Source organism: Agarivorans aestuarii, assembly GCF_019670125.1.
Taxonomy (GTDB): Bacteria; Pseudomonadota; Gammaproteobacteria; order Enterobacterales; family Celerinatantimonadaceae; genus Agarivorans; species Agarivorans aestuarii.
This window is the reverse complement of the sequence record NZ_AP023033.1, coordinates 2,429,586-2,442,702: the sequence shown is the minus strand read 5'-3', so window position 1 is coordinate 2,442,702 and position 13,117 is coordinate 2,429,586. Positions and strand designations below refer to the sequence as shown.

The following is a 13,117-nucleotide window of genomic DNA, read 5'->3' as shown; positions in this document are numbered from 1 at the left end:
GGATTGTTGAGTTTGTCAGACGCTTCTTTGTCAAAGTTTGACCGTGGCTTGAACTATGGTGACGGTTTTTTCACTACTATGCTGGTACAGTCTGGTGAAGTAAAACTGTGGGACTATCACCAACAACGTTTACAAGGTGCCCAGCAGCAGCTTGCTTTTCCTCACCTCGATTTTGTTCAGATTAAACAACAAGCTGATAGGCTTGCCAGTGACAAAAATCATGCTGTATTAAAAATAGTGGTAACTCGAGGTGAAGGCGGAAGGGGCTACGGACTACCTGAACTCGTACAACCGAATATTTTGATGACCTTGTCCGACTTTCCAGAAAGTTATTTGAGCCTTAGAGACAAAGGGATTACTCTCGGTATTGCCAAGCAGCGTTTAGCTAGCGGTAGCGCATTTTCTACCATAAAAACGCTTAATCGTTTAGAACAAGTGCAATTAAAAAGAGAAGCCGATCTAGCAGAGCTTTCCGATTTGGTTTGTTGTGATATTTTTGATCGAGTGGTTGAGGGGGTTGCGTCTAACTTGTTCTGGGTAAAGGATAAAGTGATTTATACAAGTGATCTAGATGGTGCTGGGGTTGCCGGTGTGCAACGCCAGTTTTTGCTAGACAACGTGAAGCATTCTCCTTATCAGATCCAATTAGGTAAGTTTAAAATTGAAGATGTAGTCGCTGCTGATGAAATATTTGTAAGTAACTCGGTATTGCAGTTTGCACCCGTTAATACTTTTAATGAGCGCAATTACGAGCGCTTTCCTGTTTGTCGTTGGTTCCAAAATTTGGTGAAAAATGCTTCGTAAAGTAATACTCGGTCTTATTGGTTTTTGTTTAATTGCTGGTTTCCTTTCATATAAGTGGTTTGATAATTACTTAGTTGAACAATGGCAATTGCCACGTGCAACCGAAGTTCAACAAGTGTCGGTAGGCTCGGGAACTAACATTTATCGTGTTGCCAACCAGGTATTTGCTAACGCAGACCAAGATGCATGGTGGTTGCGAGTTTGGTTCAAACTTCATCCTCACCACAGTCAAATTAAAAAGGGCTTATATCAGTTAGATGAGCAGCTTAGTTATGCCCAGCTAAGCCAAATATTGGCGAGCGGAAAAGTCGTTCAGTTTAAAGTTAGCCTAATTGAAGGTGAGACCTTTGCCCAGTTTTGGCAAAAGCTTAACCAAACTGAAGGGATTAAACCTAGCACTAAGAATGAACAAGAGTTAATTGAATGGCTTGAAATTGAGCAAAGTAAGTTAGAAGGACTGTTGTTACCAGAAACTTACTTTTTTGTTCACAATACGGCTGCAGAAAGCATCATCAAGCGCGCCAAGCTAGCATTAGATAAAGTAGTTGCCGAACAATGGAATAAACGTAATCAAGCTGTTCCACTCAAAACACCATATGAAGCGCTAATTCTCGCATCAATAATCGAAAAAGAAACCGGTGCTAAGTTTGAACGACCTCGGATCGCTTCGGTATTTGTAAATCGCCTTAATAAGGGGATGCGTCTGCAAACTGACCCTACTGTAATTTACGGTATGGGAGAGCGGTATGATGGAAATATTCGCCGTAAAGATTTACGCGAAGCAACGCCTTACAATACTTATGTTATTCGAGCTCTTCCGCCAACACCCATCGCTATGGCTAGTGAAGATGCCATTATCGCTGCGCTAAACCCTGAGCAATCTAATTATTATTATTTTGTCGCTAAGGGTGGTGGCGAACATTATTTTTCTAAAAACTTAGCTGAGCACAATCGCGCAGTTAGAAAATACATACTAAAGAAATAACTATTATGACGCGTGGACAATTTGTAGTAATTGAAGGCTTAGAAGGTGCAGGTAAAAGCACCGCTGTAGCAGCGATTCAAGCTTTGTTAACACAACAGGGTATAGAGTTTATTAATACCCGTGAGCCCGGCGGTACTCCTATTGCTGAATCTTTACGCACAATTGTTAAGCAGGGCGTTGACGGTGAGCAGGTGTGCGACAGTACTGAGCTGTTACTAATGTATGCTGCTCGTGCTCAATTGGTAGAAACCCGCATTAAACCCGCCTTAGAGGCTGGAAAGTGGGTAGTTGGCGATCGCCATGATTTGAGCTCACAAGCTTATCAAGGCGGTGGTAGAGAGCTAGGTGTTGCCAAGCTTAACGCCATTAAGCAGATTGCTATTGGTGACTTTGAGCCAGACTTAACTTTATATCTCGATATTGAACCTAGTTTGGGACTAAGCCGGGCCAGAAGCCGTGGTGAGTTAGATAGAATTGAGCAGCAAGCCTTGAGCTTTTTTGAACGCAGCCGTGCAGTTTATCTTAGGCAGGCGGAATCAAAAGACAACATCCTTAAGATTGATGCTAGCCAAAGTATAGAGAAAGTAGCAGCAGACATTCATAATGCTCTTAATAACTATCTAGTCGCACTGTAAACGGTTGATAACATGAGTTCACCTTGGTTAAGTCAGGCATGGAAACAGCTATCACATCAGTTGAATGAAGATAGCTTTCCACAAAGCCTTTTACTTCGTGGGGAAAAAGGCTTAGGAAAATTACAGTTAGCAAAGTTTGTCGCTAAAACAATTTTGTGCAGTGAGCAAAAGCATCAAGCTTGTAATCAATGTCATAGTTGTCAGTTGGTGAGATCAGGTGCCCACGGCAGCTTATTTTTGCTAGAGCAGGAAAAGCCTAAAGTAGATGATATTCGTGCATTGAGCCTATGGGCTAACCAAACCAGCAGTTTTGGCTCTTCAAAGGTTGCCATTATCAGTGACATTAGTTTGCTAAACAGCGCTTCAAATAATGCCTTGTTAAAAACCTTAGAAGAACCGGTAGCATCAACCCATTTCATTTTAATTAATCATTTACCGTTTAAAGCGATGCCAACCATCTTGAGCCGCTGTCAGGTGTTAAGTCTTAGTACTCCAGAGCAGAACTGGGTTAAACAATGGTTAGTAAAACAAAAGGTGAGGGTAGATGAAAACTTCGCGCTCATTTATCGTTTTTGTAATGGTTCACCGATTCAAGTTAAAGAATTTTATCGTGAGCAGCAGTTTTCTCAATTAGAGCAGTTTATTCATCAGTACCAACTAATGGTTGATGCAAAACCCAATAAACTTGCCGATTTGATCCACAAACAAGCTAGTTGCTTACAATGGTTAGGTCACTGCCTAACTCTGTCTTTTAGCCTGACTAAGGGCTTAGCCGCTGAAGGAGACTTTCCTCAGTTTGCGGTGACTAATACAACAGATAAAACCATTGACTTAGCTTATCAAGATTGGCTTAACTTAGTTAAACAGACAGAAGAGTACCCAGGCCTAAATGTTGGCCAACAGCTATACCCGCTGTTCGCTCGATTTAAGGATTAAAGGACGTGTTAGTAGATTCACATTGCCATTTAGACAGACTTGATTATCAAGGTAAGCATGTAAACGTAGCGGATGCTTTAGCTAAAGCAAAAGATGCTGGCGTGGATTACTGCCTTGCTGTGGCTATCTCACCAGAAAAATTCCCAAGCATGATGGAAAAAGTGCAAGACTTCGAGCAAGTCTTTGCTTCTTGCGGTATGCACCCACTTTACGTTCAGGACCAAGACTTTGAACTCGATAAAATGGAAGCCTATTTATCCCATCCAAAAGTGGTTGCTGTTGGTGAAACTGGCTTAGATTACTTTTATGCTAAAGAACATAAAGAGTTACAGCAGCGAGTTTTTATTGAGCAAATCAAGCTAGCGGTTAAACACAATAAACCCTTAATTATTCATACCCGCGACGCCAGAGAAGATACCTTACGATTGCTTAAGGAACACAAAGCAGAGCAATGTAAGGGCGTTCTTCACTGTTTTACTGAGAGTTTAGAAATGGCTGAAGCAGCCATTGAGATGGGTTTTTATATATCAGCTTCTGGGATTATTAGTTTTAACTCTGCAAAAGAGTTACAACAAACCTTTAAACAAATTCCTCTAGATAGGATTTTAGTAGAAACCGACAGCCCGTATTTAGCGCCAATCCCTTTTAGAGGTGAAGAAAATCAACCTGCCTATACGCGTCAGGTGGCTGAGTGTTTAGCCAAAATAAAAGGGATTAGTTTAGAAGAAGTGGCGGAGCAAACCACCCAAAACTTTTTTGATTTGTTTAGCTTGGCTAAGCCTTAAAAAAACAGCTCCACTCTAGTCCTTGAGCGGAGCGTAGGGGAATGGCTCTGTGTAGAGCCTTGCGCTAATAGTCTACTAAGTGTAGACCTAGCTGTCGGCTTTGCAAGTTCACGCTAGGCCTTTGTCTTTCACCAGCTCTCTTGGGTAAGAGTTTTTAACTTTGTTTCTTACCCATTTACCCAAGCCAATAACATAGCCTTGATAACTTAAGGCTACTTCGCCCTTGTTGGTATTTGGATAAGCAATGTCTTTACCTTGATAAAAGTGATGAGCTTGTTCTGTATTTAGTTCCACTCTGTTCTTTGAGACTAAATCTCCAAGCGCAGTGATGGCATAGTGGCTTGTTCTGAAGCCGAGTTTAAACTCTTCAGCCAGCTTAAGCCCAACTCGCTCAAATCGCATCTCATCCTTCACTCGTAAAAAACTATCGGGAAGTAACCAGTAATCATTAGCCTTTATAAATACACTATAGTTTTCAGGAAAAGTAATCCCAAACAGGGAGCTAAAGTGCTGTGCTATTGAGGCTTGCTGCTTTTTATTTGCTGGTTGGTAGGCAAAAGGCTTAATACGCTTGTTAATAGTTGGAGTTTCTATACTTACAGCATTTTTGCGAAGTGCGGCCACAAAAAAACCTTCACTGTCATAGTATTGTGGCCAAACATGTAAATAGCCTTCTGCAGTAAGTGCTTTGTTACTATGTTCAAAAAGCCCTTCCAGGCTGAGCGTAGAAAAGCTATCTGGGTATTTGTGGGCAATATTGTTGATGACTTGCTGGTTTTCTTGTTGATTTAAGGTACAGGTCGAATAGATAAGCAAGCCTTCGGGCTTTAAAGCTTGCAGTGCACTTTCTAGTAAGTCGGTTTGAAGTTGCGAAATTTCGTCAACATGTTGCTCACTCCAGTTGTCTAAAGCTTGAGGATCTTTTCGTAACGTTCCTTCGCCAGAGCAGGGGGCGTCGAGCAAAATAGCATCGAATTGCTCACTCATCCATGTACCAAATACTTCAGCGCTAAAGTGGGTAACAGCTGCATTGCTTACCCCGCAGCGCAATAAATTGGCGCTAAGTATCTTCACACGACTTGCAGAATATTCATTAGCAACTATTGCGCCTTTACCTTGAAGCTCAGCAGCAATTTGCGTGGTTTTTGAACCTGGTGCCGCGGCAGCATCAAGCAATAAGCTGTTTTCATCTGCTTGAAAACAATGAAATAGCGCGCTCACTGGCAACATAGAACTGGCTTCTTGAATGTAAAACAAGCCGGCTTGGTGCTCGGCGGTGTTGCCTAGAGAGAGTGATTCATCCTCTCGGGTGATCCAATACCCGGTAGAGCACCATGGTATAGGTTCCAGTTGCCATTGATTGGTATTGGCTAACTGCAAAAACTCTTCAACGCTTATTTTTAGAGTGTTCACTCTGATGCTTTTACGCATCTCTTGGAGGCAAATCTCTTTGAAGCTAGCCAAGCTCAAATCATCGGGGAGATCCTTCTCGATGCGTTCAATAAACTTGGCTGGGAAATTAATTGGTTTAGTCACAATGCAGAAGTTCTATGGGTCAATGGAAGGACTCCATTGTAACCACTTTTCATCGTAAATGGGCTGCAGATCGAACTTATCTTGATCATTAGCGGGTTTGGCAAGCGGCTCTTCCTCGGGAGTCGCAAATGCAATACCTCCGGTTAATAAGGTTTCCATTGAGTCAAGACGGATATTCGCGCCGCCTAAGCCGAGCTTTACGTCGACACCAGAGGCATTCCAAAATACACTGTTTTCGCGCACTAGGTGGCGATAAGCTGAATCAATATTCAAGCGTGCCATGATTTTAGAACCATCCATGGCCAGTTTGGCATCATCAACGTAACCCACTGGGTATTGTTTATACAGTACTGGGCTGCCAACCTTCAGAGAGCCAAAATGACTACTACTCAACCAAATATGCAAGGCTTCAGAGTCGGTATTAGGAGCCTGTTTATGTAAAGAAAATTGCTGAGAGGGCTTGCCTTTGCCAGGTAGGGCGTTGATAAAGTCACCTTTTACCAAGGTATCTAAGTTTTTAACTTCAGATAAGCTAATTGAAGCCGTTTCTTGCCAATATAAGCTGCCACTACGCGCGAAATTACGATAGTAAGGGAAGTCCAATTCGGCATCGGCTTGCAGCCTTGAAAGGTCATCATTAAAACGTAAACCTGTAACCTTACCAATTTGTTGACCCTGATATTTAATCGGCATGTTTTTGTACAGGCCATGACTATCATTAGTAGACAGTTGTATAGCAAGATGACGCTTCGTCGCATCTTCTTTGGATTTATGAATGGTGCGAACACTTTCTTTTGCTAAGTCGTCAAAGTGATCAAAACTAATGCCGCCCATAACCAAAGACTTAAGTGACTCACTGTTTACCGATAAGCCATCGAAGCTGGCTTTTATCTCAAGACCGGAGGCGTGCCAGAATCGACTATTGTCGGTAACAAGGTGTCGATAGTTGCCATGAATGTTTAGCCTAAGGTCAATACTGCCATCTTTTAGTAATGTGTAGTGTTCAACTACACCTACAGGTACTCGTCTAAACAAAACTGGCGCCCCTTCTGCTAAAGAGCCCAAATACTGGGTGTTTAAACGAAGTTTTAGTGGCTTTTCTATCTTGGATTTAGATAACAAAGCGGCTTGTTTATTTTGATGTAGAGCAAACTGACTTTGTGTACTTTGCTTATTGCTATGACCGGGCATCAAAATGATAGGTGAACTAATAAAACCACTAAGCCCGCTGCTCTCTATACTAATGCCATTAAGGTCAGCCTCTAGGGCTAAAGGGCTTTGATTGTAAAAGCGGCTACCTTGGGTGAGCAGCTTTGTATATTCGGCTTGAATATAGGCTGTTAACTCGAAGCTTCTATCAACTAAGTTTATCTCGGTTAATCTGCCGATGTTTAGTCCGTTGTATACGATGGGACTGTTAGGGCTTAAGCCTTTTACGTTATCGCTGGTAAGGCTTAAGGCTTTACTTCCAAAAGGAGGTTTGGCCGATATGTTGAGAGCAAACTCTGTTTGAAGCTCGCCTTGTTCTGCGATCACTTCTATTTGTTTAGCACCGATTAATGCACCAAGATTTTTAACCCCGCTTAGTCCTATTTCGGGCTTTATGAGGACCAATTGGGTGGTATCGTTAAACAGATCCTCGTATTTAGGTTCGACTAATGCTTTGGCTAAAAAGTGGTCGTGGCTACCGGTATTTTGAATATCATTGATAAATCCTATTACTGCACCACGGTAGATAAGTTTACTGCGGTCAGCGACCAAACCATGCTGTTGCTGCATAGTAATTTGTATTGCTTTGCCTCGCTGAGAATCCTTTAAATTGCTATACAGGGTAAAGCTTTGCCCTTTGTCTGCTTTGGCCGATTGAAGCGGGCTGTCAAAACTTACTCCTCCGGAAATCACGCTAGCTAAACTTTCGCTGGATATTTGCATACCATCAAGAGAAATATCTGCTTCAAAGCCACTAACATTCCAAAATCGTGTATCTAATTTCACTAAGTGGGAAAACTGCGGTTTAATTTGAATGTCGAATTCAACTTGGTGCTGATCATTTAGCTGATAGCGTTGAACTTCACCCACCTTTATTTTCTTAAAGTAAACTGGCGAACCAATATTTAGAGAGCCTAAGTCACTTGAGGTAAGGCGAATATTAAGGCCGTTACCTCTAATGATGTTAGGTGGTTCATTAAGTGCTATAAATTTGTCAGCCGATTTACCCTTACCTGGGTTTAATTCGATGTAGTTACCAGATACAAGTGCGTCTAAGCCGCTAATTTCGGTAATAGAGGCTTTGGGTGTAACGAGCCAAAATTGACTATCTTCTTTTAACAGTTGCTCTGCTTCTCGTTTTACTTCAGCGACAACAATCACACCATCTAATTTGGGTGTCAGTTCAACAGTTTTAACAACACCAATATCTAAGCCTTGGTAAAACAGCTGGGTTTGCCCAGCGGTAATGCCTTTGGCACTATCAAATACAATGTCTATTTTCACGCCGGCTTCTGACCAAGCTTTAAACAATAGCCACGCCCCGAGTAGCACAGCTAATATGGGCAACAGCCAAATAGGGGAGATTACCTTCTCTTTTTTAAGTTCCGGTTTACTAGCGTTGTTCAAGTTGTTTATCCCAAATTAGTCTTGTATCGAAAGATTTTGCTGCAAAAAGCGTTAATAAAACAACTGCCCCAAAGGCAGTGGCGCCAGGGCCTGCTTCTACACCCACCAAATTGTTGCGCTCAAATACTGCAATCATGATCGAAAGCACAAACAGGTCGAGCATTGACCACTTACCAATAATGTCAATTATTCTATATATAACAATTCGTTGTCGATTGTTAAGGTTCAAATTAAATTGCAGGCTTAACAATATCACCACCAAACCTACTAGCTTCATTACGGGAACTACGATACTGGCGACAAATACCACGATGGCAATTCCTACCATGTCGTCTTTGATTAGGCTAATCACCCCAGACATGATGGTTTCATATTGAGGAGCACCGCGGGTACTTAATACCGTAATTGGCATAAGGTTGGCAGGAAAAAGGCCAACTGTAGCGGCAATGATAAAAGCCCAGCACTTTTGCACGCTTTGCGGTGTTCTTGAATGCACCCGCATATGGCAGCGCGTACAGTGGCTTTGCTCTTTGGGCATAGACAACTTGCAATGCTTGCATTGCTTTAAGCCTAACTGTTTAGCGGATGTGTACATAACGCTCCCAATATTCAGCGGGTTCAATCCGTTGAATCAAGCGAGTAGAAAGCAGCAAAGTAATACAGATACACCACAGCCCATAGCCTAAATCAATATCAGCGTACTCAACTAGTTTAACCAAGGCGACTAAAAAGCTAACGATGTAGACTTCAATCATACTCCAGTGAATCAGGTCATCTTGAAAGTGCAAAGCTGTCGCGAGAAAGGGCGCTTTCCACCCCTTGCTTAAAGATAAAGAGGTATAGCAAATCAAACTAAACAGCAGGATAGGCGCGATAAAACTGGCTAACACCACACTAAAGCCTACAAGGTAATAGCCGTGTTCTAATAATAAAACTGTACCGCGCAAGATATTAGCGGAGCTTGGCAGCCCTAGAAAAGTAAAGCTTAACAGTGGATAGGTGTTCGCTAGAGTCACCATTATCAGGCAGGTTAAGGCTAAGGCAAACTGACTAGAGAAACGTGCTCTACGACCACGCGCCAGAGTGTGTTTGCAGCGTGGGCAAATTAATACATTTCCGGCTCTACAATGAGCCTGAGTGTCGACCAGCAAATCACAACTTGGGCAGATGGATAGCTTTGATAACTCACAAGATTTCATAAAGTACATATTAGCTAAGTCAAACCAACTATGCTGTAAAAATTTGTCACTAGTAGTTTAAAACTGAATGGTGCATACTAACCTGTATATAAAAACAGTAAATGGAGGCAGCGGTGGCTGTAATTATCAAATATGTCGTCGAACGTAACGGTGTAGAGAAAATGACTTTTAGTTCAAAAAAAGAAGCCGACAATTACGACAAAATGTTAGACGTAGCTGATCAGCTTACATTAATGATTAAACATGCAGAACCTAAGATGAACGAGCAACAAGCTGAAAACCTAGGTTTCTATCTCTCGTCACAACGCAATGCATTACAGCAAGTGCTTAAAGGCCAAGAGTTTGATGCAACGATGATCCAAGAAGAGGAACAATAGAGTGACAGATGTATCTTCTCGTTATCTAACATTAGGTAAACAACTAGATGCTTTGTTAGACAAAGAATTACCGTATATTTCTAATCTAGCCAACTTTTCCGCGTTGTTGTGGCTTGAGCTGGAAGAGATTAACTGGGTGGGCTGCTATTTAGCCAACCAAACTAAAACTCAGTTATTTCTTGGCCCGTTTCAAGGAAAACCGGCTTGTACAACCATCCTAGTAGGTAAAGGTGTGTGTGGTTTAGCCTATGAGCAGCAACAAACTTTACGGGTTGAAAATGTACACGAGTTCCCCGGGCATATTGCTTGTGACAGTGCTAGCGAATCAGAGATTGTGGTTCCCTTGTACCTTAAAAATGAGCTGTTTGGTGTGATTGATATTGATAGTCCACGTCTTAATCGTTTTGATTCAAGCGATCAGATTGGCATCGAGTATTTGGTAAAGGTCTTGGAAAATAAACTAAGTGATGTGCATTTTTAATGGCTTTTCAATATACGCTCACTATAATAGCCGAAATCAGCCCTGTCGCTGTACCAGTAAAGATGTATAAGAAAGGTCATCATGGAACAAACTAACAAACTGAAAAATAGCAAAGAAGTCATTCAATATTTGGCTACAGAATTCCCAAACTGTTTTTCTACAGAAGGTGAAGCCAAACCACTTAAAATTGGTATTTTTCAGGACTTAGCTGAACGTCTAAAAGAAGACGAAAAAGTAAGTAATACTGTATTACGTTCTGCTCTGCGTCAATATACCTCAAGCTGGCGTTACCTGCATGGCGTAAAAGTTGGCTCTAAACGCGTTGACTTAGACGGTGTTGAAGGTGCAGAAATTGAACAAGAGCATGTAGAACATGCACAAAAGACCTTAAAGGAAAGCAAAGATAAAGCCTTTGCTAACAAAAAGGCTCAAGCCGAAAAAGCTGACAAAAACAAAGCTGCTGCGCGTAAACCGAAAGCTGATTTTAAACGTACTAGTAAACCTAAAACTAGTGATAGCAAACCAGCAGTAGACAAGAAGCCGATTGAAAAAATCGACAGTAAAGATTTGGTTGCAGGGAAGGAAGTTCGTGTATTGGTTGGAAAAACACCAATGCCGGGTCAGATCTCAGAAGTAACAAAAGATGGCATTGCTGTTACACTTAAAAGCGGTATGTTAGTTAAAGTTAAAGCAGAACATATCGTTGCATAATTGATTTAGTAGTGAGATAGGTGCCTATGAAATATTTGAGCCGTCTGTGGCTATTTTTTTTAACGCTTAGTTACTCAACTCTGTTGTTGGCTCAAACGCCTACATTAGGACAAGATGCGCTACCCACTTTAAGCCAGCAAAGCCAACATGCTACCGCTGCAAAACGTATTAGCGCATTATATACCCGCTCTCATTACCGCAGTGTTCCCTTTGACGATGAACTATCTAGTGAAATCTTCGATAAATTCATTCAACAGCTAGACTACAACCGTAGTTTGTTCCTGGAAGAAGATTTCCTAAGGTTTGAACGTTATCGTTACAGTTTGGATCAAGACATTCCAGCCGGACGATTAGAACCACTTTATTCAATGTTCGACCTGTCGCTTAAACGTCGCTATCAGCAATTAGTTTACTCTTTGCAAGTACTCGACGAGCCAATGGACTTTACTAAAGACGAAGAGTTTCAATTCAACCGTAGTGAAGCCGATTGGCCAAAAACTCAGGCTGAGATTAAAGAGCTTTGGCGCTTAAAAGTTAAATATGATGCGCTTAGTTTAAAACTAGCGGGTCGTGAACACGACAAAATAGTAGAAGTTTTAGCCAAGCGATATAACAGTGCGATTAAACGTTTAGTGCAAACTGGCAGTGAAGATGTTTTCCAAACTGCAATGAATGCCTATTCGCGCGCTATTGAACCGCATACTAGTTACCTTTCGCCTCGCACAGCAGAACGTTTCAAAATGGAAATGAACCTTTCCTTAGAAGGAATTGGTGCTGTGCTTCAAGGTGAAGACGAATACACGGTAATTCGTAGCTTGGTCCCAGGTGGACCGGCTGCTTTAAGTAATCAATTAGGTCCAGAAGATAAAATTGTCGGTGTTGCTCAAGGCGAAGATGAAATTGTAGATATCATTGGCTGGCGTTTAGATGATGTTGTTGACCTGATTAAAGGGCCTAAAGGCACTACAGTAAGATTAGAGATACTAGCGTCTGGCGGAAAAGTGGATGGTAAGACCAAGATCGTAGATATTATTCGCGATAAGGTTCGCTTAGAAGACCGTGCAGCTAAAAGTGAAGTATTAGAAATTGGAGGCAAGAAAGTAGGGGTGCTTAATGTTCCTAGTTTCTATGTGAATTTAAGTGAAGATGCCAGCAAAGAACTTCGTAAACTAGATGAAGAAAACATTAGTTCTCTGATCGTAGATTTACGCGGCAATGGCGGCGGCGCACTTACTGAAGCAACTGCATTAACGGGGTTATTTATTCCACAAGGTCCAGTTGTTCAAGTTCGTGATCAGCTAGGGCGAATAACAGTAAATAACGATACCAGTAACTCGGTAACTTATAGTGGCCCAATGGTTATCTTAATTGATCGCTATAGCGCCTCTGCGTCAGAGATCTTCGCGGCTGCCTTACAAGACTATGGCAGAGCGATTGTTATAGGTGAACAGAGTTACGGTAAAGGTACCGTGCAACAGCACCGAGGTTTAGGTCGAATTTACGATTTATACGAAAACGAGCTAGGCCATGTGCAGTACACCATCGCAAAGTTTTACCGTATTAACGGTGGTAGTACCCAGCACCGCGGTGTGATTCCAGACATCTCTTATCCTTCAGCCTTATTACCTGAAGAAACTGGAGAGAGTGTCGAAGACAACGCTTTACCTTGGGATAAGATTAAAGCCGCTAACTACAAGTTACTTGGCGATGTTAGCCCTTATATCGAAGCCCTTGATAAAAAGCACCAAGCTCGAATCGCAAATGATCCAGAGTTCCAATATATCATTAGTGATATTGCCGATTACCGCAAAGACAAAGATATGAAGTCCGTAAGTCTTAACGAGAAAGCTAGGATCTCACAGCGCGATGAAAAAGAGCAAAAGCAGCTTGCTCGCTTGAATGAACGCTTAACTCGCTTAGGTGAAGAACCGGTTAAAGACATAGAAGACGCACCTAAAGATATCGATTTAGACGATGCCTTCTTAACTGAGGCTGCAGAAATAGCCATAGATTACCTAGAGCTTCGTAATCCTAGCTAAGCTAGCCTTGCTA

The 13,117-nt window shown here is 41.9% G+C and carries 13 protein-coding genes; 9 read left to right on the top strand and 4 right to left on the bottom strand.

The window, feature by feature from the left end:
• Nucleotides 1–12: 12 nt before the first annotated feature.
• From pabC to K5609_RS11410, 5 genes are read left to right on the top strand one after another with little or no spacing between them, the layout of a single operon-like run.
• Nucleotides 13–804, top strand: a complete 792-nt coding sequence (gene pabC, locus K5609_RS11430) for an aminodeoxychorismate lyase (RefSeq protein ID WP_221073770.1) — start codon at nt 13–15, stop codon at nt 802–804.
• Complete coding sequence (gene mltG, locus K5609_RS11425) at nt 794–1,789, top strand: endolytic transglycosylase MltG (RefSeq protein ID WP_221073769.1); 996 nt, start codon at nt 794–796, stop codon at nt 1,787–1,789. Before pabC ends, mltG begins: the two co-directional genes overlap by 11 nt.
• A gap of 5 nt (nt 1,790–1,794) precedes the next feature.
• Nucleotides 1,795–2,424 carry a dTMP kinase gene (gene tmk / locus K5609_RS11420; protein WP_221073768.1) on the top strand — a complete coding sequence of 210 codons (630 nt, stop codon included), beginning with the start codon at nt 1,795–1,797 and terminating at the stop codon, nt 2,422–2,424.
• Nucleotides 2,425–2,436: 12 nt separating this feature from the next.
• Complete coding sequence (locus tag K5609_RS11415) at nt 2,437–3,360, top strand: hypothetical protein (protein WP_221073767.1); 924 nt, start codon at nt 2,437–2,439, stop codon at nt 3,358–3,360.
• 5 nt (nt 3,361–3,365) lie between these two features.
• The gene (locus K5609_RS11410; RefSeq protein ID WP_221073766.1) at nt 3,366–4,145 is read left to right on the top strand and encodes a TatD family hydrolase; all 780 of its coding nucleotides are present in this window, start codon (nt 3,366–3,368) and stop codon (nt 4,143–4,145) included.
• Between the two features lie 108 nt (nt 4,146–4,253).
• Here the strand turns inward: K5609_RS11410 and rsmF are convergent, their stop codons facing one another.
• From rsmF to K5609_RS11390, 4 genes are read right to left on the bottom strand one after another with little or no spacing between them, the layout of a single operon-like run.
• Nucleotides 4,254–5,681 carry a 16S rRNA (cytosine(1407)-C(5))-methyltransferase RsmF gene (gene rsmF, locus K5609_RS11405; protein WP_221073765.1) on the bottom strand — a complete coding sequence of 476 codons (1,428 nt, stop codon included), beginning with the start codon at nt 5,679–5,681 and terminating at the stop codon, nt 4,254–4,256.
• A gap of 12 nt (nt 5,682–5,693) precedes the next feature.
• Entirely contained in the window at nt 5,694–8,297 is a 2,604-nt protein-coding gene (locus K5609_RS11400; protein WP_221073764.1) for an MlaD family protein, read from the bottom strand.
• A complete protein-coding gene (locus K5609_RS11395) occupies nt 8,284–8,892 on the bottom strand; it encodes a paraquat-inducible protein A (protein WP_221073763.1) in 609 nt (202 codons plus the stop codon). The genes K5609_RS11400 and K5609_RS11395 overlap by 14 nt, the downstream gene beginning before the upstream one ends.
• Entirely contained in the window at nt 8,876–9,496 is a 621-nt protein-coding gene (locus K5609_RS11390) for a paraquat-inducible protein A (RefSeq protein WP_221073762.1), read from the bottom strand. The genes K5609_RS11395 and K5609_RS11390 overlap by 17 nt, the downstream gene beginning before the upstream one ends.
• Before the next feature lie 113 nt (nt 9,497–9,609).
• Between K5609_RS11390 and K5609_RS11385 the strand changes: the two genes are divergently transcribed.
• The 4 genes from K5609_RS11385 to prc all read left to right on the top strand — a co-directional run bounded on the left by K5609_RS11385 (nt 9,610) and on the right by prc (nt 13,104).
• Entirely contained in the window at nt 9,610–9,873 is a 264-nt protein-coding gene (locus K5609_RS11385) for a YebG family protein (protein WP_221073761.1), read from the top strand.
• A 1-nt stretch (nt 9,874) separates the two neighbouring features.
• Complete coding sequence (locus K5609_RS11380) at nt 9,875–10,354, top strand: GAF domain-containing protein (RefSeq protein WP_221073760.1); 480 nt, start codon at nt 9,875–9,877, stop codon at nt 10,352–10,354.
• Between the two features lie 81 nt (nt 10,355–10,435).
• Complete coding sequence (proQ, locus tag K5609_RS11375) at nt 10,436–11,065, top strand: RNA chaperone ProQ (RefSeq protein ID WP_221073759.1); 630 nt, start codon at nt 10,436–10,438, stop codon at nt 11,063–11,065.
• 26 nt (nt 11,066–11,091) lie between these two features.
• Entirely contained in the window at nt 11,092–13,104 is a 2,013-nt protein-coding gene (prc, locus tag K5609_RS11370; RefSeq protein ID WP_221073758.1) for a carboxy terminal-processing peptidase, read from the top strand.
• The last annotated feature ends 13 nt before the right edge of the window (nt 13,105–13,117 follow it).